At 34.6% G+C, this 21,589-nt stretch carries 20 protein-coding genes; 15 read left to right on the top strand and 5 right to left on the bottom strand.

Annotated elements, in window-relative coordinates; translation table 11 throughout:
- Positions 1-37: 37 nt before the first annotated feature.
- The 6 genes from C4F50_RS07320 to C4F50_RS07295 all read left to right on the top strand — a co-directional run bounded on the left by C4F50_RS07320 (position 38) and on the right by C4F50_RS07295 (position 5,632).
- On the top strand, positions 38-790 hold the full coding sequence (locus tag C4F50_RS07320; RefSeq protein ID WP_193845748.1) for a LytR/AlgR family response regulator transcription factor: 753 nt from the start codon (positions 38-40) through the stop codon (positions 788-790).
- Entirely contained in the window at positions 774-3,761 is a 2,988-nt protein-coding gene (locus C4F50_RS07315) for a sensor histidine kinase (protein WP_193845747.1), read from the top strand. Before C4F50_RS07320 ends, C4F50_RS07315 begins: the two co-directional genes overlap by 17 nt.
- Positions 3,762-3,927: 166 nt before the next feature.
- Positions 3,928-4,179, top strand: coding sequence for a hypothetical protein (locus tag C4F50_RS07310; RefSeq protein WP_193845746.1), 252 nt, complete (start codon positions 3,928-3,930; stop codon positions 4,177-4,179).
- A gap of 17 nt (positions 4,180-4,196) precedes the next feature.
- Complete coding sequence (locus C4F50_RS07305; RefSeq protein WP_193845745.1) at positions 4,197-4,736, top strand: hypothetical protein; 540 nt, start codon at positions 4,197-4,199, stop codon at positions 4,734-4,736.
- 48 nt (positions 4,737-4,784) lie between these two features.
- A complete protein-coding gene (locus C4F50_RS25760; protein ID WP_193845744.1) occupies positions 4,785-5,180 on the top strand; it encodes a YkvA family protein in 396 nt (131 codons plus the stop codon).
- A 110-nt stretch (positions 5,181-5,290) separates the two neighbouring features.
- A complete protein-coding gene (locus C4F50_RS07295) occupies positions 5,291-5,632 on the top strand; it encodes a DUF2853 family protein (protein WP_193845743.1) in 342 nt (113 codons plus the stop codon).
- 61 nt (positions 5,633-5,693) lie between these two features.
- On the opposite strand, the gene C4F50_RS07290 is transcribed toward C4F50_RS07295, so the two are convergent.
- The gene (locus tag C4F50_RS07290) at positions 5,694-7,043 is read right to left on the bottom strand and encodes a M20/M25/M40 family metallo-hydrolase (RefSeq protein WP_193845742.1); all 1,350 of its coding nucleotides are present in this window, start codon (positions 7,041-7,043) and stop codon (positions 5,694-5,696) included.
- A 157-nt stretch (positions 7,044-7,200) separates the two neighbouring features.
- On the opposite strand from C4F50_RS07290, the gene C4F50_RS07285 reads away from it, so the two are divergent.
- The 6 genes from C4F50_RS07285 to C4F50_RS07260 all read left to right on the top strand — a co-directional run bounded on the left by C4F50_RS07285 (position 7,201) and on the right by C4F50_RS07260 (position 14,020).
- The gene (locus C4F50_RS07285) at positions 7,201-8,058 is read left to right on the top strand and encodes a CvfB family protein (protein WP_193845741.1); all 858 of its coding nucleotides are present in this window, start codon (positions 7,201-7,203) and stop codon (positions 8,056-8,058) included.
- A gap of 732 nt (positions 8,059-8,790) precedes the next feature.
- Positions 8,791-9,624, top strand: coding sequence for a 1,4-dihydroxy-2-naphthoyl-CoA synthase (locus tag C4F50_RS07280; protein ID WP_053473251.1), 834 nt, complete (start codon positions 8,791-8,793; stop codon positions 9,622-9,624).
- A 100-nt stretch (positions 9,625-9,724) separates the two neighbouring features.
- Positions 9,725-10,687 carry a 1,4-dihydroxy-2-naphthoate octaprenyltransferase gene (gene menA, locus C4F50_RS07275; RefSeq protein WP_193845740.1) on the top strand — a complete coding sequence of 321 codons (963 nt, stop codon included), beginning with the start codon at positions 9,725-9,727 and terminating at the stop codon, positions 10,685-10,687.
- Between the two features lie 28 nt (positions 10,688-10,715).
- On the top strand, positions 10,716-11,393 hold the full coding sequence (locus C4F50_RS07270; protein ID WP_193845739.1) for a metal-dependent hydrolase: 678 nt from the start codon (positions 10,716-10,718) through the stop codon (positions 11,391-11,393).
- A 208-nt stretch (positions 11,394-11,601) separates the two neighbouring features.
- Positions 11,602-12,828 carry a tetratricopeptide repeat protein gene (locus tag C4F50_RS07265; protein WP_348536979.1) on the top strand — a complete coding sequence of 409 codons (1,227 nt, stop codon included), beginning with the start codon at positions 11,602-11,604 and terminating at the stop codon, positions 12,826-12,828.
- Positions 12,829-12,985: 157 nt separating this feature from the next.
- Complete coding sequence (locus C4F50_RS07260; RefSeq protein WP_193845864.1) at positions 12,986-14,020, top strand: enolase C-terminal domain-like protein; 1,035 nt, start codon at positions 12,986-12,988, stop codon at positions 14,018-14,020.
- A gap of 169 nt (positions 14,021-14,189) precedes the next feature.
- Here C4F50_RS07260 and C4F50_RS07255 read toward each other — a convergent pair whose 3' ends face one another.
- Together C4F50_RS07255 and C4F50_RS07250 are read right to left on the bottom strand one after the other, a co-directional pair.
- The gene (locus C4F50_RS07255; RefSeq protein WP_193845738.1) at positions 14,190-14,732 is read right to left on the bottom strand and encodes a hypothetical protein; all 543 of its coding nucleotides are present in this window, start codon (positions 14,730-14,732) and stop codon (positions 14,190-14,192) included.
- 10 nt (positions 14,733-14,742) lie between these two features.
- Entirely contained in the window at positions 14,743-15,651 is a 909-nt protein-coding gene (locus C4F50_RS07250; RefSeq protein ID WP_193845737.1) for an OmpA family protein, read from the bottom strand.
- Positions 15,652-15,835: 184 nt separating this feature from the next.
- Between C4F50_RS07250 and C4F50_RS07245 the strand changes: the two genes are divergently transcribed.
- Both C4F50_RS07245 and C4F50_RS07240 read left to right on the top strand, forming a co-directional pair.
- Positions 15,836-16,303 carry a CYTH domain-containing protein gene (locus C4F50_RS07245; RefSeq protein ID WP_193845736.1) on the top strand — a complete coding sequence of 156 codons (468 nt, stop codon included), beginning with the start codon at positions 15,836-15,838 and terminating at the stop codon, positions 16,301-16,303.
- Between the two features lie 10 nt (positions 16,304-16,313).
- Positions 16,314-17,285, top strand: a complete 972-nt coding sequence (locus tag C4F50_RS07240; protein ID WP_193845735.1) for a YpdA family putative bacillithiol disulfide reductase — start codon at positions 16,314-16,316, stop codon at positions 17,283-17,285.
- A 103-nt stretch (positions 17,286-17,388) separates the two neighbouring features.
- On the opposite strand, the gene C4F50_RS07235 is transcribed toward C4F50_RS07240, so the two are convergent.
- Positions 17,389-18,957, bottom strand: a complete 1,569-nt coding sequence (locus C4F50_RS07235) for a protein adenylyltransferase SelO (RefSeq protein ID WP_193845734.1) — start codon at positions 18,955-18,957, stop codon at positions 17,389-17,391.
- 237 nt (positions 18,958-19,194) lie between these two features.
- Complete coding sequence (msrA, locus tag C4F50_RS07230; RefSeq protein ID WP_193845733.1) at positions 19,195-19,728, bottom strand: peptide-methionine (S)-S-oxide reductase MsrA; 534 nt, start codon at positions 19,726-19,728, stop codon at positions 19,195-19,197.
- Positions 19,729-19,910: 182 nt separating this feature from the next.
- Between msrA and C4F50_RS07225 the strand changes: the two genes are divergently transcribed.
- Positions 19,911-21,398, top strand: a complete 1,488-nt coding sequence (locus C4F50_RS07225) for an aminotransferase class V-fold PLP-dependent enzyme (protein ID WP_193845732.1) — start codon at positions 19,911-19,913, stop codon at positions 21,396-21,398.
- Positions 21,399-21,589 lie beyond the last annotated feature (191 nt).

Raw genomic sequence — 21,589 nt, 5'->3', positions numbered from 1 at the left:
TGTAGTTTAGTAGTTTATCAAATTTTTTACATTTTACATGAAGATAAAGGTTATTATTGTTGATGATGAACTACATGCCCGCAGTTTTTTAAGGAAATTTTGCGAACGTTATTATAAAGAAACCATAGAAGTACTCGACGAATGCAATTCGGTTGCAGCAGCGGTTCGATCTATAAAAATCAATCAGCCCGATTTGGTTTTTTTAGACATTCAGATGCCGGATCAAAACGGATTCGAATTGCTGCAGTATTTTGATACCGTAAATTTTGAAATAATTTTTACAACCGCTCATAAAGAATTTGCCATTCAGGCAATTAGAAACAGCGCTTTGGATTATTTAGTAAAACCGATTAATGCTGAAGATTTTAAAGTGGCACTTTCTCGTTTTGAAACAAAAAAACATTCTAAAATTGACATTGACCGTTTTAAATTATTGACCGAAAATATTAATAATCAGTTTATTGATAAACAAAGAATCGTTTTTCCGACCAAAAACGGTTTTGAAGTTATTCAGGCCAATAGTATTATCTATTGTAAATCGGATGGTTCTTACACCAGTATTTTTACGATAGAAAACGAACATCTGATTACCAAAAGTTTAAAAGAGACTTCTGATATTTTGGTACTCCCGCAGTTTATCAGAGTTCATAAAAGTTTTTTGGTCAATCGAAATTACATTAAAGGTTTTAAATCGGAAGACTATGTTTTATTGATGACCAATGGAACAGAAGTGCCTGTTTCGGATAAATTTTTTACCAAGAAAAAATTAATAGATGCGATTACTAATTAAGTTTTGGCTCTTTTTTTGGTTTGCAAACAGTGTCACGGCACAATATTTTCCCTCAAAAAACTATTCAACCACAGACGGACTGCCCAATAATGCAGTTCGCTCTTTATTTCTAGATTCTAAGAATGTTTTATGGATTGGAACAGAAAACGGGGTTTCCAGAATGGAGAATGGCTCTTTTTTTAATATAAGCGAATCTGACGGTTTGGGACATAACAGCTGCTGGGATATTTCTCAAGACAGCAATGGCAATATGTGGTTTGCAAGTTATGGCGGAGGCGTTAGTAAATTTGACGGAAAAAAAATTACTGTTTTTACAACCAGAGACGGTTTATTGGCAGACAAAACCAGAAGAGTATTTCCGTACAAAAATAAAATGTATGTGGGTACAGAACAGGGCGTTTCTATAATTGACATTAATACAAACAAAGTTTTTACACCAAAAGTTCCCGATCATAAAGAAGATTTTATATCCAGATCATTTATTGAATATAAAGGAGAAGTATATTTTTCTACCATTTTTGAAGGATTATTTAAAATCGACGAATCAAAAGAAAAACCTGTTATTGTCCCTGTTTTACTTCATACAAAAAATTATGCTTTAGGGCTTTTTGGAACTACTTTGTATAGTGCTAATGAAGGGTTTATTAATAAATACGACATTGCAGATCTTTTAAAAAATAAAGTTTCTACGACTGTTTTTGGAAAATCAATGGTGTGGGAGTTTGCAAAAGATAAACGAAATACTGTTTTTGCGGCAGCCTGGGGAGTTTACACGCCAGATGGAGGTTTGTACCAGATTCTGAATGACAAAATGATCGATATTTCGGCTTTCTACGGTATCGACTCTAAAGTTTTACTGAATGTTGTTTATGATAAGTCGAAAGACATTTTGTATGTAGGTTCCAACGACAAAGGGATTTACCAAATACGTCTGGATAAAATGATCGATTTTAATTTGTTTGACAACAAAGCTATTATTGATTTTGAAAGTTTTGGTTCTCAAAAATACATTCTTCACAATAAGGGATTTACTATTTTAAACAAAGAAAATAATGTTTTAAAAACACTTTCCTGCGAAGACTTTAAAAATGTTGAGGAAGCGTATATTAGAAAAAAAACAAATATTTCGTCTAAACAAGGAATTGAATCCAGAGATTTTGAATTGAATTTTAATATTCCAGCCGACGAAATTGAGTTTTATGAAGTTGTAAAACATAAAAAATCTTTTTGGATTGGAAGTAATATCGGCATATTTGAAGTAAACATCGAAGGCAGGATCATTGCCTACATTCCAAAACACAGCTTAAAAATAGGATTTACCACAGATGGCAAATTTATTGAAACCATTACCTATGCCGGTACCAGAGTTTATGATGATTTGTATAATTTGAAATCGAAACATTATTCTAAATTCAAGAAAAATACACCCCAATACATTGTCAAAATACTAAATAACAGAGACAAAACATATCTTCTTTCTGTTTTTAACGGCTTGTATGTTTATTATAACAACGAATTTCAATCGTATTTGGCAGACGGAATCTGGAAAGAAAAGAAATTTAAACACATTACTACTAATAATAAAGGACAGCTTATTCTGGCCGCAGAATTTGGAAATGTTTTTATTGTTGATGATACTAAAAAATTTAAAATCCTAAAGACCATTTCTAAAAACGAATTGGCAGGAAATACGATTTTGTTTCTGGAAGCTTATCAAGATTATATTTTTATTGGTACAGAAATGGGAATCAATATTTATCAAAATGGAAAAATTAGATTGATAGATAAAGAGCAAGGACTCAAAGATGCCGCAGTTACAACGTCTCAAATTTTCGGAAACCAATTGTGGCTCGGAACAAAAAAAGGTTTTTATAAAATTGATCTCGAAAAAATCCTAAAAGATCAAATTACTGTTTCGTCTCTTAAAATCAGTAAGATCGAAATTAATGGAATCAGTATTGATAAATCAAATTATAAAGGATTCGAATACAACTCCAAAAGCATTAATTCTGATTACAAGCATAATTCTTTTTCGATCAATTTTATTCCGAAAGGACATCCCTTTCCTAATAAGCTGAAATTTAGATATCGTTTAAATACAACCGACAGATGGAGCCCTTACAGCGACAAAAATAATTTGTTTTTGTCTTATCTGCCATCCGGAAAATACCTTTTAGAAATTGAAGTGTACGACTCTAATGCAGGAAAATCTACTCTTTTCAAGTTAGTATATATAAACATTGCGCCGCCATTCTGGCTCACTTGGTGGTTTATTACGTTGAGCATTTTATTACTAATGATTCTGGCATATTATTTTATTGCTCAGAATAAAAAGAAAGCCAAAGAAAAAGCGCTTGCGCAAAAGCGTATTGCAGAAACAAAACTAGAAGCGCTGTTAAGTCAGATGAATCCGCATTTTACGTTTAATGCCATGAATGCCATTCAGCATTTTGTGATTAGTAATGATGTTGACAATTCGCTGCTTTACATTAGCAATTTTGCAAAACTGATGCGAAAAACATTAGAGAATTCCTCTAAACAAACCATTACAATCGAAGAAGAATTAGAATATTTGAGACTCTACATTTCGATAGAAAACATGCGTTTTGAAGACCGCATTGATTTCAAATTAGACATTGCTCCCGAAGTGGATCTCAGCTTTTATGAAATTCCGACCATGCTGCTCCAGCCTTTTGTCGAAAATGTATTTATGCATGCTTTTGATGAATCGCATCCTAATCCGACATTAATTATTTCTTTTCAGATTAGTGAAGAGCATATTTTAGAGTGCAGAATTATAGATAACGGTAAAGGTTTTACGACTGGAAATGCGCAGAAAACGCATCAATCCAAAGGGATTCAGTTAGCCCGCGAGCGTTTAGCTTTACTGCAGGAAACCATCGCTGATCCAATTATTATCAAGCAGACAAAAAACGAAGGAACCACGATTACCATTTTATTAATGGTTTAGCCTTTTAAAAAACTCTTACCCAAATACAGGTAAGAGTTTTTTTTATAACTCAGAAAGGTGGTTTCATTTGATAAAATAGGCATCAAATCAAATAAAAAAATTTGAGAGCAGTACTATTTCTATTTTGGATAAAAATTTCCAATTACAAATTAAATCAGACCAAATTATGCCAAATTTTTATTGCGAATACTGCGGAACAAAAAGTTCTAGTATATCAAGTTTAACGGCAAGCTCTTGCAGCCGTCACCCGCTGGGTGGAAACAGAGGAAAACACAAACTTTATGAAGGAAGTGAAAAATCTAAATACAATTGCAAGTACTGCGGTACATCCTCGTCGTCTTTATCGAGTTTAACGGGTAGTTCCTGCTCCAGACATCCAGAGGGATCAAATAAAGGGAAACATGCACCAGCTTTGTAGAATTAAAACATAAATATATGATAGATACAATAACTCATTATGGTGCAATTGTCGTAGTAATTGTGTGCTGGATTTTTGCAATTGGCAGCCCTCTTAAAGATACTACTAATTCTCCCGTTTGGAATTTAATTATTGCAAATGTCTCTTTTTGGTTTTACTTGTCTACTATTTACAGCGCTCATGAAGACCGTATAAGTCAAATTATTACTGGTGCTACTGCATTTTTATTGATTTGGTTTGCATGGATAAGATTTGAAGAGAAAGAAGAAAATGGAGATAGAGAATTTATCCAACAAGGAAAAAATTCAATAAATAGTGGAGTAAATCATCTAAAAGATGGTATTAGAAACAAAGTTAATGAAAAATCAGGTGATGGAATATTCGGAGCATTTTTAAATGGTATGATGGATGTAGCATCTGATAACATAGATACAAAAGTTTCCGGCTTTTTAGGACGCTTTAATTCGTCATACTATTTTCATCCAAAAAGAGGTACTATAGGTTTTCTAAGATCAACAATCATTATTGGAATTTTAGTAAGTATGTATTTTTTGTAGAAATATTGCACTGTAATATATTGAAATTTATAACCTTAAATCATTAAAATGATAGATAACAAAGAATTTGAAGAAGAGAATTTTAAAAATTCAAAAGATGAAGCAGAAAAGCTTCTTAATGATAAGAAAAAAGCAAAAAAGAAACTAGAGGATGCCTTTGAAAAAGCAAATAAAAATAAAGGAAAATTAGAAGAAGTTTGGAACTATCTACAGCTTTTCTTTTCAATTTCAAAAGATTATCTAAACGGGAGTTATAAAGAGATTCCAAAAGGTTCAATTATTGCAATAATGGGTTCTTTAGTTTATTTTTTAAGTCCGATTGATTTGATACCTGATTTCATTCCTGTAGTTGGTTTTCTAGACGATATTGCTGTTTTGGGATTAGTTTTTAAACAGGTCAAATCGGATTTAGATGATTATGAAGAATGGAAAAATAATCAATAATGCTGTTTATCTAAATAAAAACTTGTTAAATTTTAAAAATACAAATTTAATATAAGATAATTCTTTATTTTTGACTCAAATAAATTTAGTAACCAATATTTAAACTTATTATGAGCACAAGAGAAGAGTTAATTAAAAAGTATGAAGCAGATTTAAAAGACAAATGCGGTGTAACACCAGACATGGATTTATTGACAAAAGTAACAATTGGATGCGGGCCAGCTATTTATAATGCGGATGCTTCAACTGTAGCTTCTTCACAACAGTCTGAATTGGATACCGTAAAAAATAATTTTCTAATTAAAAAATTAGGCTTAAAAGACGGACCAGAATTAGACCAAGGAATTGAAGCCGTAATGGAAAAATACGGAAAATCGAATAAGCACAAGTACAGAGCAGTTGTATATTATCTATTGACAGTACACTTTAAAAAAGAAAGTATTTATAAATAATAAGATTTTGTAAAAGAAGAAAAGCGCCGTTAAGGCGCTTTTCTATTTGGAGTTAATTCTATTATCGAATCGGAATTGGAAAAACGGGTAAACTTGTATGTCCTAAGGCATCAACTGATTGTACTGCAAAAAAGTAATTGTCTTTAGAATACGGAATTTCAATCTGAGCATCTTTTGTGAAAAAAGTTTTTTCCCAATGTGAAGAAGCTGTTTCGCGCATTAAAACCTGATATCCAAGTGGCTGATTTCCTTCAGGAGCAGACCAGATTAACGTTGAAGAGTTAGAAAGCTTCTTTACTTCAATCCCCACATTTACAGGTGCTTTTGGCGACCAAGCTAAGTTGGCTAATGCTGCTAAATTGGCGCATGTATTTTTTCTTAAGTATTCAAAATCCATAAATTCAGGAAGATCGCCGTAGACAACATTGTTTTCGGTTCGTAAATCCTGATGCTGATGATCAAAGTTTTCATTCATTTCACACAAACGAACTGCTGTAAAGCCGTTTTGACTAAAAGGAGTATGATCGCCGCCGCGCAAAAAGCGATCGTTTCTATAAACCAATTTTACAGTAAGCTGGTCTACATACTGCTCTGTCACCGTTTTGATGTAACGTGCCAATAACCTAGACGGACTGTCGTTATCTCTATTGATTGATTTACGCATTTTAGCCTCTTCTTCGGTTTCTAAAAACGGAATGGTTTCACTAAACACACGCAGTTGTGTGTTATCACGTAGATTGGTGCCGCTGGACAAACTGTTTCCAATCATGTCATTGTTTAGCATGGCAACGATATTCCAGTTAGATGCTTTTGCCAATTCAGCCAAATGACGAGCGCCGTATAATCCTTGTTCTTCGCCCACAACCGCTACAAAAATAATCGTTGCCGGAAAAGATCTTTTACTCATAACCTTTGCCAATTCTATTACAGCAGCCACTCCAGAACCATCGTCATTTGCCCCAGGTGCTGTAGATTTTACATTCATTACATCAGAAACTCTGGAGTCCAAATGTCCGCTGATAATCAGTACACGGTTATCTGCAGGGTCTGTGCCTTTTAAAGTTGCCATAACATTCCCGAGCTGGCTGTCCACAGGAATTCTTTTGCCATCGGCTTTAATTGTAAAATAATCTATAGCAGCTGTTAATCTTCCTCCAGATTCTAAAGCCGCTTTATCAAACTCCGATTTTACCCATTGCTGTGCTGCTCCAATTCCTTTAGTTTTGCTTTTAGTATCGCTTAAAGTATGTCTTGTTCCAAAAGAAACTAGTTTATGTATTGTTGCTTCAAGGTTTTCTGTTTTGATTTCGCCGATCATTTTTCGTATTTCAGGATCTTCTGAAACTTGGGAAATCGAAAACTGATTAAAAAATAAACACAAAATAACGGTATAAAACAGGGTCTTTTTCATGAATCTGGAATTAATTATAGATTCTCAAATGTAAACAAAAAATAAACAGTCCATAAACAGTTTTTGATCCAAAATATTTTTTTACGATCTCATTTTCAAACTTCGTACCTTTGCTGCTGAAAAACTTAGATGCTGTGCATCTTAGAAACTAAAGAATATGCTTGAAATAGGAAAATACAATACACTAAAGATATTACGTGATACCAAAGTTGGTTTGTTTTTAGGAAACCCTGAGAAAGATCCAGAAGGGACTCACGATGTTTTACTGCCGAATAAATATGTGCCAAACGAATTTGAAATTGGCGAGGAACTTATCGTTTTTGTTTATTTAGATCACGAACAAAGACCCGTTGCGACAACTCTTGAACCGTATATATTCTTGAATGAATTTGCACTTTTACGTGTCAATTACATCAATAATGTTGGGGCTTTTATGGATTGGGGAATGGAAAAAGACATTCTGGTTCCGTTTAAGGAACAGGCCCGTCCGATGGAAAAAGGGAAACGTTATCTGGTGTATTTATACATGGATGAAAAAACGAATCGATTAGTGGCGTCTAGCAAAACCAATCAGTTTTTGAGTAACGACTCGCTGACGGTTGAAAAGGGAGAAGAAGTTGATTTGATCGTTTCTCATATCACAGATATGGGAATCAACGTAATTATAAACGAAAGACATAAAGGTCTTTTGTATAAAGACGAAGTTTATGACGACTCGATTCGTACCGGAGATAGAATGCGCGGCTTTATAAAAAGCATACGTCCTGATAATAAGATAGATGTGGCATTGCAAGAGCAAGGGGTTAATAGTATTGAGCCTAATGCAGATAAAATTTTAAGCGAGCTGAGAGCAAGCAGAGGATTTTTACGTCTAAATGATGATTCACATCCAGAAGACATTAAAACAGTCTTAAAAATGAGTAAAAAATCATTTAAGAAAGCGATCGGAGCATTATACAAAGAGAAACTGATTGAAATTAAGGAGGATGGAATTTATTTGGTTAAAGACAATTAGATAATTATTACTCTAGCAATCAATAATTCAAACTTATAATAACACGAAAGGCTGCTCATTACAAGCAGCCTTTCGGTTTTTATTCTAGTTTTAAAAAAAATTGTAATTAAAAAAAAACAGAAATAAAATAATTTCGAATCCTTCTCAGAATGATAGCCTTATGAATTTTAGAAATCATTCTAAAGCAGGTATGTCTTTTAAACAATTTGATGCATTCCTCTCAAAAGCAAAAAAGTAATTTCACGGCTGCTCCATTGGTTGTAAAAATAACTTTTAGAAAGTGTGAATTAGTATATTCCTTTTCGCAATCAACTTGATACTAATTAAAAATACTATTCTAACATTTAACCTTAGGTGTTACTATTTCTTTCTTGAAGTCTTGACAAATACATAAATCATTTGCCCATTGTTTTGTGGTTTATTAAACAAAACCGAAAAAATATGAGCGACAAATTTTTTAAATTTTCTCAAAAAAATCGTTTTTTAGGTTAATAAATCAGTGAAAGAAAATCAATCTTAAATCGATGAAACAAAATGTATCTCATTGATTTCTAGGTTGTAAAATTACTCATTATATTTTAAAACGAATGTTAAAAAATGTTATTTTTTGTAGGTAAATACCAATTGTTAACATACAAAGATTTTTTCAGAAAGACTTCGCATAATTTAAGTAGGTAAAATTGTAAAAATGCCTTATTTTTACGCTTAAATTTAATAAAACAAAAAATTAAAATGGATTGGATTACAGCCAGAGAATTTGAAGATATAACGTATAAAAAATGTAATGGAGTTGCCCGCATTGCTTTTAACAGACCAAATGTTAGAAATGCGTTTCGTCCTAAAACAACTTCAGAATTGTATCAGGCCTTTTATGACGCACAAGAAGATACTTCAATCGGAGTAGTATTGCTTTCTGCAGAAGGTCCTTCAACAAAAGACGGAGTATATTCTTTTTGCAGCGGAGGCGATCAAAACGCCCGTGGTCATCAAGGGTATGTTGGCGAGGACGGCCAGCACCGTTTAAATATACTAGAAGTACAGCGTTTAATTCGATTTATGCCTAAAGTTGTCATTGCAGTGGTTCCAGGCTGGGCTGTTGGCGGCGGACACAGTTTGCATGTGGTTTGCGACATGACGCTTGCAAGTAAAGAACACGCAATTTTTAAGCAGACAGATGCCGATGTAACAAGCTTTGACGGCGGTTACGGATCTGCTTATTTAGCCAAAATGGTTGGTCAGAAAAAAGCGCGCGAAATCTTCTTTTTAGGTCGTAATTATTCTGCTCAGGAAGCGTTTGAAATGGGAATGGTAAACGCCGTAATTCCGCACGACGAATTAGAAGCTACAGCTTATGAATGGGCACAGGAAATTCTTCAAAAATCGCCGACTTCTATAAAAATGCTGAAATTTGCCATGAACCTGACCGACGACGGAATGGTTGGACAACAGGTTTTTGCTGGAGAAGCAACCCGTTTAGCGTACATGACAGAAGAAGCAAAAGAAGGAAGAAATGCTTTCTTAGAAAAAAGAAAACCAAACTTCGGCGAGAATAAATGGCTGCCTTAAATAATTGTAGATTTCTGATTTTAGATTTTAGATTTTTCAGTCTATTTTTTAATCAGAGATAATAATCTAAAATCTACATTCTAAAATTTAAAATAATAATATGAAACATTGGATAGAAGCCGCAAGACTGCGCACATTACCTTTATCAGTTTCTGGAATCATTGTCGGCAGTATATATGCCTTATCAAATCCAACAGAAACCATCAATACGCCAACAGAAGTATTCAGCTGGAAAGTTTTTGGTTTCGCGCTTTTAACCACTTTAGGATTACAGGTTTTATCAAACTTTGCAAATGATTATGGAGATGGGGTAAAAGGCACAGACAACAGTGATCGAATAGGGCCGAAGCGCGCTATTCAAAGTGGTGTCATAACACCGCAAGCCATGAAAAAAGCAATTATTATAACGTCGCTTTTAACACTTTTGTCGTCTATAATCTTAATTTATTTCGCCTTTGGCAAAGATAATTTTGGTTATTCAATCTTTTTCTTACTGCTGGGAATCGCAGCAATTGCTTCTGCTATTCGATATACAGTAGGTAATAGTGCATACGGATATAGAGGTTTTGGAGATATCTTTGTTTTCATTTTCTTCGGTCTTGTAAGTACATTGGGCGTAAACTTTTTGTACGCCAAAGAAGTTGATCCGCTTTTAATACTTCCTGCAGTTTCAATTGGTTTATTGAGTGTAGGGGTTTTAAATCTTAACAATATGCGCGATCAGGAATCTGATAAAAAAGCAGGAAAAAATACCATTGTTGTACAGATTGGGGCTCAAAAAGCTAAAATTTACCATTCTACATTAATCGTTACAGCCATGATAGCCGTAATTGTCTTCGCAGTGTTAAGCGGCTACAATTTTGATCAATACTTGTTTTTATTGGCTTACATACCTTTAACCAAACATTTAATTACGGTTTATAAAAACCAAGACCCAAAGCTGTTAGATCCAGAATTAAAAAAGCTGGCACTAAGCACCTTTTTACTTTCAATATTACTTACAGTATGTATGATTTCGTTGATTTCAGACATCATTGTAAACCTCTTTTTAGGAGGCAGATAAACCAGGTTCAACCTAAAATTTAATAAAAATGAAAATCACATTTTACGGACACGCTTCTCTAGGTATCGAAGTTGGAGGAAAACACATACTTGTTGACCCATTCATCACAGGAAACCCGCAAGCAGCAGCTATAGACATTACGACTTTAAAAGCCGATTATATTTTACTGACACACGCACATGGCGACCACGTTTTAGACGCAGAGGCTATTGCAAAACGCACCAATGCAACGATAGTATCCAATGCAGAAATTGCAAGCTATTATGCAAAATTAGGTCTGGAGGCTCACCCTATGAACCACGGCGGCAGCTGGAACTTTGATTTCGGAAAAGTAAAATATGTCAACGCAATTCATTCCAGCTGTTTTCCTGACGGCGCATACGGCGGAAATCCTGGAGGTTTTGTAATTGAGGGAGAACATAAAAATATTTATATTGCAGGAGATACCGCATTGACTTACGACATGAAATTGATTCCGCTTCGTACCAAATTGGACTTAGCAATTCTTCCAATCGGAAATAATTTTACAATGGATGTTGAAGATGCTATTATTGCTTCTGATTTTGTTGAATGCGATAAAATTCTAGGCTATCATTTCGATACGTTTGGTTATATTAAAATCGATCACGCAGATTCTATTCGTAAATTTTTCGATAAAGGAAAAGATTTAATGCTTTTAGAAATTGGCGAATCTATTGAGTTATAATATCTTCAAAATACTGGATATAAGGAGCTAATCCCGCTATCCGCTGTATCTTTTGTGTTCTCGTAGAAAAAACGAGAACACAAAAGGATGCCGCTTCTATCGGGGCTAAAACAGACATTTTCATAAGAAGATTCTTTGGCATAATCTGTGTTAGCAGAATTTATAATTTTTAAAAGAACGAACTCATTCATTTTAATCTGTTTCATCAGTGGTCAATAAAATATCAAGATACGGCATTTATAAATTAAATATCTTATTCTTATTATCGTTAGTCTCCTTTAATTCCTTTGCTCAAAAAGACGGATATTGGGATAAAGAGCGTGCAACAACCAAAGAAATTATGGTACCGGCAGGAGACCGTATTTCAGTTTCAACAGAAGATCTTCCTGTAGGAACAACAGAAATTGTCTATAGAATTACCTTATTAGACAAAAATCAAGAAATGACCAACAGTTTGGTATCTGTATTAAAAGCAATTCCAGATCCTTACGGAATTGGAAAAGGATCTGCAGGAGCCGTGTTTTTAATGTCTAAAATTTCAGGTGACGACAAATGCACTTATTCTATATTTACTTCAAACGAGAATGCTAAAAAATATGTCGCCGACGGAAAAATTGACAATGCTTGTTATTCGCAGTCAGAACCTGTCAGCAAAGACGCAAAAAGATTGTCACTGGATAAATCTTCTTGTTTAAAACCCGATACTGCGACCATCTGGTTTGGTTTTGAAAGTAAAAATTGGTTTTTAAGCCAGAAAGTAGTTTTAGAAGTAGTTCCCTGGGTTGATATAAAGCTGAACCGCGGCTGGAATCAAGATAATAAAAACGAGATTATCAGTTTGTGTAAAACTTCTACAATGGCCCAAAAAATGGCCAATTCTGACGATTTTTGCGTTTGTATTTTAAACAAAATCATCAAACAGTATCGCTATGATGAATTTCAAAAACTGCTTGCGGTAGAAAAAACAAAAGTTTACAAAGACTTCGGAAATGAATGTTACAAAGACAGTGATATTTCTAAGAATGTATTCAATGATTTAAGAACTCAAGCGGCTACTTTAATCAATCTCCAAAAATATAACGAAGCCATTCCGAAACTAAACACCATTGTAAACGAAGGAAAAGCAACAGCCTTAGACTACAGTTCGCTGGGATATTGTTACATTTTGACTAAGCAATTTGGAAAGGCTTTAAAAGCACTGCAAGACGGCGAAAAATTGGACGACACAGAATTACTGATTAAACTTAATTTAGCACATACTTATTTAATAACCGATGATTACAGTACCGCTAAAACATTATACAAAAAGTATCAAAATCAAAACGTTACAGACAGTTTAAGTTGGACTGAAAAAACAAAAGCCGATTTTGAGACATTCAAGAAAGCAGGACTGCCATCAAAAGACTTTGAAAAAATAGTAAAGCTCTTCAATTAAAAAAGATTTAACCATATAAGTTATATAAAGTCATTTTAGCTGAACTGAATCGATTAATACGACTTATAGTAATTAATAAAAAATAACCATATCAATTGTGTAAGTTTAGATCTGACTTAAATTCACTTATATGGTTTCCTTTAAAAAAAAAAGAATAGTGAAAGCTTCTTATTATAAATATCTTCTGGATTTCAAACGTCCATCAGGAACTTCTCGCGGCGTAATGACCGAAAAAGAAACCTGGTTTATTGTCCTTGAAGAAAATGGCAAAAAAGGTATCGGAGAATGCGGTATTCTGCGTGGTTTAAGCGCCGACGACCGTGATGATTACGAGCAAAAACTACAGTGGGCTTGTGACAACATCCATTTGGGAGAAGAAAAACTTTGGGAGGAATTATTAGAATTTCCTTCAATTCAGTTCGGCATCGAAATGGCATTTTTATCTTTAAAAAGTGATGATCCTCATATTTTATTTCCTTCAGATTTCACTCAAAATTTAAAATCTATTACCATAAACGGGTTAGTTTGGATGGGCGAATCTTCGTTTATGAAAGAGCAGATCGAAGAAAAATTAGCCTCTGGATTTAATTGTATCAAGCTTAAAATTGGAGCAATCGATTTTGAGAAAGAGATGGAATTACTTCGTTTTATCAGAAGTCATTTTAGTGCCAGTCAGATCGAAATTCGTGTAGATGCCAATGGCGCTTTTTCTTCATCAGAAGCTTTAGATAAACTACAGCAGTTACATCAATTTGAGCTTCATAGCATCGAACAGCCAATCAAAAAAGGACAGCTTACAGAAATGGCAGCTTTATGCAAAAACACTCCTTTTTCTATTGCTTTGGACGAAGAGCTAATTGGCGTTTTTTCGTTTGCAGATAAAGAGCAATTATTAAAAGAAATCAAACCGCAGTATATTATTTTAAAGCCTAGTTTCGTCGGTGGTTTTAGAGGAACACAAGAATGGATTTCTTTAGCAGAAAAATACAATATTGGCTGGTGGATTACCTCGGCATTAGAAAGCAACATCGGACTCAATGCAATTGCGCAATGGACGTTTCTTCAAAATTCAAAAATGCCCCAAGGATTAGGAACAGGTGCACTTTATACCAATAATATAGATTGCCCTTTAGAAGTTCATAACGGCCAGCTTTGGTACAATACTTCTAAAAAGTGGGATAAAGTTTTATAGAAACAAAAGAGCAGAGATTTAGAGCTGCTAAGATAATAAGGTGCAAAAAAACAAGAAACAATTATCATTTTTCTTTGCACCTTTTTACTTCAGAAACGTAAAGCCTCAGAACCTAAGAACCTCAAAAGCTTAGAATCTCAGAACCTTAGAGCCTCAGCACCTTAAAAAATCACTCTTTCCCTCCCAGAAGATTTTCCTGCCAGTCTTTCAATTCCTGCCATTTTCCTTGATAGGCAAATAAAGCTTGTTTTGCCCAAGTACTCGGATTATGAATAGCATAATTTTCACCGCCAGCATCCAAAATTGATTGTAATTTTTCTGTTGAAGCCTCAGAAAGCGCCCGCCAGCTCGTGATTCCGTCACTGTTTAACAACGCTTCAATTTTTGGTCCGATTCCTTCCACAATTTTAAGATCGTTTTCTTTAATTTTTTTACCCAAAGCATTTTGAGCCAACTCACTGTCAAACAGAATCAAAGGCGCTGTTGCCGCAAAAGATTGTGGGGTTTCTTTAGGTTTTGCAGCCAGATCAGCTTCAAGAGTTGCTATTCTGGTATTTAAGTTTTTAGTATGTGCTTTGCAAGCATCAAGATCGGCCTGAAGAGATGCCGCAAGGGAATGGTCTGTTTTAGAATTCATTTTTCCAAGTAAGTAGCCCAATATGCCGCATATTAGCCCTACTATTACAGGTATTATGATACAAGGTATATTCATGATATATTTTTTATTTAATTGTAATTACAGTTCGTCTGTTTGAAGCTTTTCCATCAGCCGTATTATTATCTCCGATTGGTTCATCAGGACCTTTTGACTGCGTTTCAATTCGTGCTGGATCTATGCCTTTTTTAGTGAGATAGTTTTTTGAAAATTCAGCTCTCTTTTGCCCTAAAACAATATTAGCATCCCGATTTCCGACATTATCAGAATAGCCAACTATCAACACAACCGCTTCTTTTACATGCTCTGTATATTTTGCAATGTCGCTGACTTTTTGTTTTTCTAAGTCACTCAACGTTTCACTTGATTTGTTTGTACCAAAATGAAGAATGAGGGGATCTCCATTTATTTTTTCTTTTAAAGAAGTCCATTCGTCAGCAGACGGTGACGCAGCTGCATCAGCAAAAGCATACGCTGCAGGGCCAAGGAGTGTATCAGCATGACTCTTCCAATTAGTAACAATTTCTCCTTTTATATCAAATTGATTTTCAGATAATCCGCTGGAAACAAAGAAATTTCTAATGTCATTTGCCCTTGCTAAAGCAAGGTTTTCAAAACTGGTCGAATTGGTTTCGTCAGATGTGGCATAACCCGTAATGGTTACTTTCTGTTTAAGATCGGCTGTCAAAAATGCTTTTAGTTTTTCGATTCCAATTGTTAAAGAATCACTTACGGGCATAATGAGCCTTGCACTGTTTTTAAGGAACTTGAGATTGTCATTAGTTTGATATTCAATTCCTGGACCATTTAACACAAACGGAACAAAATTGGGCTCTTCAACGGTCGCTTCGGCCGTATTTGGAGTATCATCCGCTGGTATTTTACTACAGCAATCACAGCAAAATTTCGCATACAAAAAAGTACCTAAAATTATGGTTACCGCAATGCCTAATAGATAAAGTGCTTTTTTAGACATAGATGATGAAATTAAGATTCTATCAAATTTAACGAAAAAAATAATACGTAACCTGTTAATAATCAGATAATTTAATGTTTTGTATTTGAATGAGGAGCTGCTGCTTTTTTTTATATTTTATCTAATGAACTTTTTATGAGAGCATTAAATTAAGTAACTTGCATCTTAAAAAAACTGCATCAAAATGATCGAAATAGAAAGAAAGTTTCTGGTAAAATCGAATGATTTTAAAGAACAGGCTTTTACTCATAATAAAATTGCCCAAGGTTACCTCAGTTCTGTTCCCGAACGTACTGTAAGAGTTCGCATTAAGGGAGAAAGAGGGTTTATAACCATAAAAGGAATAAGCCAGCAGAGCGGTATGTCGCGTTTTGAATGGGAAAATGAAATTCCGCTTGACGAGGCTGTGGAACTTTTGAAACTTTGTGAAAAAGGAAAAATTGAAAAAACACGTTATGAAATTAAAGCTGGAAATCATGTTTATGAAGTAGATGAATTCTACGGCGAAAATGAAGGTTTGACAATGGCAGAAATCGAATTGAATTCTGAAAGTGAAGCATTTGAAAAACCAGATTGGCTGGGAGAGGAAGTAACAAATGATGAAAGATTCTACAATGCTTACCTGAGCAAAAAACCTTATAAAGACTGGTAAAAATAATAAAATGACTGTATCCCAATACGATCTTGTAATCGTAGGAGGAGGCCCAATTGGTCTTGCCTGCGCAATAGAAGCAAAAAAAAAGAGTCTTAAATATTTGATTATAGAAAAAGGAGCAATTGTAAATTCGATTTTCAATTATCCTTTGTACATGACGTTTTTCTCAACAGCAGAAAGATTAGAAATCGGTGATATTCCCTTTAATTGTTTGGCCCCGAAACCCGGGCGTCAGGAAGCTTTGGAGTACTATAGAAACATTCATCGTTATTTTAAATTCAACATTAATTTGTTTGAAAAAGTAATTGATATACAAAAAGTTACTTCAAAATCTTTTAAAATCACAACCGACAAAACACAATACGAAGCGGTAAATGTTATCATTGCAACGGGTTTTTATGATATTCCGATTGAAATGAATATTTCAGGTGAAGAACTGCCTAAAGTTCGTCACTATTATAAAGAAGCACATGAATATGCCTTCAGAAAAATTCTAGTTGTGGGAGCCAATAATTCTTCTGTAGATGCAGCTTTAGAATGCTGGCGAAAAGGAGCGGAGGTGACTATGGTTATTCGCAAAAACGAAATCAACAGTCGTGTAAAATATTGGGTAAAACCCGATATTGAAAACCGTATTGCAGAAGGAAGTATCACTGCTTATTTTGAATCTAATATTACAGCAATTAGAGAAAATGAGGTAGAAATTGAAACGCCAAACGGAAAAATAACAATACAAAATGACTTTGTTTTGGCTCTAACAGGTTATAAACCCGATTTGGCATTTTTAGAAAAAGCAGGAATCAAACTTTCTCCAGACGAATTAAAAATTCCTGTTTACAATCCGGAAACGATGGAAACCAATGTAGAAGGCTTATTTCTTGCAGGTGTTGTCTGTGGCGGCATGCAGACGCATAAATGGTTTATAGAAAATTCTAGAATTCATGCTAATAATATTATAGATCACATTTCTTCTAAATAAGAGTTTGCCGCGAATTTCACCAATTTTCACTAATTCTTTTTATAATAAATTCGTGTCTATTTGTGTAATTCGCGGCAAAAAAATAAAATTTCTTGGCTGAAAATTAAGAACTGCAAGAAAGCATAGAACAACCCACTTTGGTTCTCGCCCAATCGGGACGTTTTGCAAACCATTTTTCAGATTCAGGCTGTTCGTCGTATGGTTTCTTCAACAGCTCGAATAATTCCTCAATTATAGAATAATCGCCTTTATCAGCAGCATCAATCGATAATTGCGCCATATAATTGCGTAAAACATATTTTGGATTAACCTGATTCATTTTAGCTGCTCGCTCTTCATCAGAAAGTGTTTCAGACTGCAGTCTTTTTAAATAAACCGAAAACCACTTTTGCCAAGCTGACAAGGTGTTTTCTTTAATTTCTTCTGGTTTATAAAACGAATATTCAATCTTTTCGAAAGCCATTTCAACTGAATCATCCTTTTTAATCTGGCTTAAATTTCTAAAGAATATTGTCATGTCAGTTTCTGATAACTGTAAAATTTCTTCAATTCCTTGAATAATTTTACCATCAATTTCACTTGAAGTAAAAATCCCTAATTTACTTAAAAACATATTTTTATAATTTTCTTCAAAATCATTTATAAAGGATTCTAAGATTTTTTCTAAAGGTTCAGCTTCATTAATTAAAGGATAAAGCGCATTGGCCAATTGGTATAAATTCCACTGGGCAACTTGAGGCTGATTCCCAAAACGGTATCTTTTATTTTGATTGTCTGTTGTATTCGGTGTCCAGTCCGGATCATAATTTTCCAGCCAGCCATAAGGGCCGTAATCGATGGTGATGCCGTGAATAGACATATTATCTGTATTCATTACACCATGAACAAAACCAACACGCTGCCAGTGTAAAATCATTTCGCGTGTTTTATCGGCTACTGCTTTGAAGAACTGAATGTATTGTTCTTTTGGATCTCCTTTAATCTCAGGATAATAGTTTTGGATCGTGAATTCAACCAGATTTTTTAAGTTTCTCAACTCATTTCTGGCGCTCAGCATTTCAAAACTTCCAAAACGAATGAAAGAAGGAGCTACACGGCAAACAATAGCGCCTTTTTCGTATGCAGGATTTCCGTTATACAAAACATCGCGTAAAACCTGATCGCCAGACAGCATTAAAGAAAGTGATCGGGTAGTGGGAACACCCAAATAATGCATTGCTTCTGCACATAGATATTCTCTTATAGAAGATCGTAAAACAGCCAAACCGTCTGCCGTTCTCGAATAGGGAGTTTTTCCAGCACCTTTTAACTGCAGCATAAAAAACGCATTGTCGTGTTCAACCTCGGTAAAATTGATCGCGCGGCCGTCTCCTAACTGTCCAGCCCAGTTTCCGAATTGATGTCCGGCGTAGCACATCGCAAACGGACGTGTTTCAGGAAGAATTTCATTTCCTGAAAAAACATTTAAAAATGCTTCTGACTGTATTTCATCTTTTGAAATTCCGACCATTGCTGCAACCTCTTCTGAGGCATGAATGAGTTTAGGAGCCGAAGGTTTGGTTGGATCTACATATGAAAATACGGTGTTTTTGACTTGACGAATTTCATTTGTCAAATCTGGATCCGCGGGCATTTCGGCAGTAAATCGATTGTTTATTTTTAGATTTTTCATATTGTTTTTTTATTTTTTTTTTCGCCGCAGATTTTAATGATTATAAATAATTTCTATTTTCTCTCGCAGATTCGGCAGAATTAAGAGATTTTTAAAATCTATTTATTTGTGTAATCTATGGTTGAAAAAATTATCTGTGTTATCTGCAAAATCTGCGAGACCTTTTTTACACAAATTAAACAGATTTAGAAGATTTTTAAAAATCCGTTTAATCTGTGTAATCTGCGGCTGAAAAATTTACTCGATCAAATGGTCAGCGTACATTTTTTTTAGTTTTTGAATTTTCGGATCAATTACCACTTGGCAATAACCCGCGTCCTGATTTTCATTGTAATAATTTTGATGCTGTTCCTCGGCTTGGTAAAACACTTCAAAAGGTTTTAACTGCGTAACGATAGGATCTGCATAAGCCGGCTGTACTTCATTAAAAACTTGCTCGGCAATTTCTTTTTGTTCTTCATCATGATACAAAACAATAGAACGGTACTGCGTTCCGTTGTCGCCGCCCTGACGATTTAAAGTTGTTGGGTCATGACTTGTCATGAAAATAAAAATTAAGTCATGATATGAAATTATGTCAGGATTAAAAGTAACCTGAACAACTTCGGCATGACCCGTTCTTCCTGTACACACTTCTCGATAGGGAGGATTTTTAATAAATCCGCCGGCAAAACCAGATCTTATCGATTCTATTCCTTTCAAACGCTGTATTACAGCTTCTATGCACCAAAAACATCCACCACCAAATGTGGCCGCAGATAAATTTTCCATAAATGATATTTTGTTTTAAGTTAATGCCTATTAATCCGATAGAATATTGTGATAATTTATTAAAAAAAAGTTCTTTTGACTAAAGATATTAATCGGTATTGTAATGTTTGAAGTTTACTATTGATAAATTCGCAATATTGTAAAAAAGCGATATATTTGCAGTCAAACATAAGGCACAACTAATGAACAGCAAAAATAATACCATCACCTTAGAAACGTACTTTCAGCAATTTAGACAGAATATTGTTGGTGTAAATCAAGAATTTGACTCGCCTTATGGCAGAAAATCAATTGTTTATACAGATTGGACTGCCAGTGGCAGATTATATCGTCCGATTGAAGAAAAGTTACTAAATCAGTTTGGGCCGTTTGTGGCAAATACCCATACAGAAACTACTGTATCTGGTACTGCTATGACCAAAGCATACCATCATGCCAGAATGATCATTAAGCGTCATACCAATGCAAACAGCGATGATGTTTTGATTACAGACGGAACCGGAATGACAGGTGTTATTAATAAGTTTCAGCGTATTCTTGGCTTAAAGATTCCTGAAAATTTAAAAAGTTTTACAAATATTCCAGCAGAAAAAAAACCGATCGTTTTTATTTCGCACATGGAGCATCACTCTAATCAAACTTCTTGGCTGGAGACTATTGCTGATGTGGAGATTATTCCCTCTTGCGAAAAGGGACTTTTTAATCTAGAAAACTTAGAAGTATTATTACAAAAATACAATGATAGAACTATAAAAATTGCTTCGATTACGGCTTGTTCCAATGTTACTGGCTTGAGAACTCCATTTCATGAAGCTGCAAAATTGATGCACCAATATAACGGAGTTTGTTTTGTCGACTTTGCCTGTTCTGGACCGTATGTTGAAATCGATATGCATCCTGCAGATCCAGAAGCTTATCTGGATGCTGTATTTTTGTCTCCGCACAAATTCTTAGGAGGCCCGGGAACTTCTGGTGTTTTGATTTTTAATAAAAAACTATATAATAATATGATTCCGGATTGTCCTGGCGGCGGTACAGTAAGCTGGACAAATCCTTGGGGAGAACATAAATATATTGATAATATCGAAGATCGTGAGGATGGCGGTACTCCAGGTTTTCTTCAGGTTATAAAAACGGCTTTGGCAATTGAGCTGAAAGAAGAAATGGGAATTGAAAACATCATGGAGCGTGAACATGAAATTGTTGATTTTGTCTTTAGTGAGTTGGGAGCTGTTTCTAACATTAAAATTTTGGCTGGCCAGCACAAAGAACGTTTAGGCGTGGTTTCTTTTTTTATTGAAAACCTTCATTTTAATCTGGGTGTAAAAATTTTAAATGATCGTTTTGGAATTCAAACTAGAGGAGGATGCAGCTGTGCAGGAACTTACGGACATTATTTATTACACGTAGATCAGGAAACTTCTAATAAATTGGTAAACGAAATTACGATTGGAGATTTGATCAAAAAACCGGGATGGATTCGTATGTCTATTCACCCAACGACTACCGACGAAGAGATTGCTTATGTGTGCAAGAGTATAAAAGAATTGGCTGCAAATCACGAATCTTGGGCTTTGGACTATTCTTATAATAAAGAAACAAACGAGTTTGTTCATAAAAATGCCACTTCTTTTGAAGATGAATTGGTTGAAAGCTGGTTCAAGTCATAGACTTCTTAGTAACTGCAAAGTTCTTAAAATAGCAAACCCGACAGTTTTTTGAACCGTCGGGTTTTTTATTTCTTATGAAACAAAGAGGTCTCGTTTAGCCCCGATAGAAGTGAAAATCCTTTTATGGCTTTTTTTTTAACGTGACATAAAAGATTGTAACGGATAGCGGGACTGAAGGTGTTTTAAAAGCG

The organism is Flavobacterium hungaricum (assembly GCF_015182285.1).
GTDB classification, from domain to species: Bacteria; Bacteroidota; Bacteroidia; order Flavobacteriales; family Flavobacteriaceae; genus Flavobacterium; species Flavobacterium hungaricum.
Note: the sequence above shows the minus strand (reverse complement) of the source record. Positions and strands in the feature narration are given on the sequence as shown.

Bases quoted from the DNA above. Each gene is read 5' to 3' on its own strand.
- C4F50_RS25760 (WP_193845744.1), top strand. From the start codon at position 4,785: ATGATAGATAACAAAGAATTTGAAGAAGAGAATTTTAAAAATTCAAAA.
- C4F50_RS07295 (WP_193845743.1), top strand. From the start codon at position 5,291: ATGAGCACAAGAGAAGAGTTAATTAAAAAGTATGAAGCAGATTTAAAA.
- msrA (WP_193845733.1), bottom strand. From the start codon at position 19,728: ATGGAAAATTTATCTGCGGCCACATTTGGTGGTGGATGTTTTTGGTGC.
- C4F50_RS07280 (WP_053473251.1), top strand. From the start codon at position 8,791: ATGGATTGGATTACAGCCAGAGAATTTGAAGATATAACGTATAAAAAA.
- C4F50_RS07245 (WP_193845736.1), top strand. From the start codon at position 15,836: ATGATCGAAATAGAAAGAAAGTTTCTGGTAAAATCGAATGATTTTAAA.
- C4F50_RS07250 (WP_193845737.1), bottom strand. From the start codon at position 15,651: ATGTCTAAAAAAGCACTTTATCTATTAGGCATTGCGGTAACCATAATT.
- C4F50_RS07320 (WP_193845748.1), top strand. From the start codon at position 38: ATGAAGATAAAGGTTATTATTGTTGATGATGAACTACATGCCCGCAGT.
- C4F50_RS07290 (WP_193845742.1), bottom strand. From the start codon at position 7,043: ATGAAAAAGACCCTGTTTTATACCGTTATTTTGTGTTTATTTTTTAAT.
- C4F50_RS07270 (WP_193845739.1), top strand. From the start codon at position 10,716: ATGAAAATCACATTTTACGGACACGCTTCTCTAGGTATCGAAGTTGGA.
- C4F50_RS07305 (WP_193845745.1), top strand. From the start codon at position 4,197: ATGATAGATACAATAACTCATTATGGTGCAATTGTCGTAGTAATTGTG.
- menA (WP_193845740.1), top strand. From the start codon at position 9,725: ATGAAACATTGGATAGAAGCCGCAAGACTGCGCACATTACCTTTATCA.
- C4F50_RS07310 (WP_193845746.1), top strand. From the start codon at position 3,928: ATGCCAAATTTTTATTGCGAATACTGCGGAACAAAAAGTTCTAGTATA.
- C4F50_RS07285 (WP_193845741.1), top strand. From the start codon at position 7,201: ATGCTTGAAATAGGAAAATACAATACACTAAAGATATTACGTGATACC.
- C4F50_RS07225 (WP_193845732.1), top strand. From the start codon at position 19,911: ATGAACAGCAAAAATAATACCATCACCTTAGAAACGTACTTTCAGCAA.
- C4F50_RS07255 (WP_193845738.1), bottom strand. From the start codon at position 14,732: ATGAATATACCTTGTATCATAATACCTGTAATAGTAGGGCTAATATGC.
- C4F50_RS07240 (WP_193845735.1), top strand. From the start codon at position 16,314: ATGACTGTATCCCAATACGATCTTGTAATCGTAGGAGGAGGCCCAATT.
- C4F50_RS07235 (WP_193845734.1), bottom strand. From the start codon at position 18,957: ATGAAAAATCTAAAAATAAACAATCGATTTACTGCCGAAATGCCCGCG.
- C4F50_RS07315 (WP_193845747.1), top strand. From the start codon at position 774: ATGCGATTACTAATTAAGTTTTGGCTCTTTTTTTGGTTTGCAAACAGT.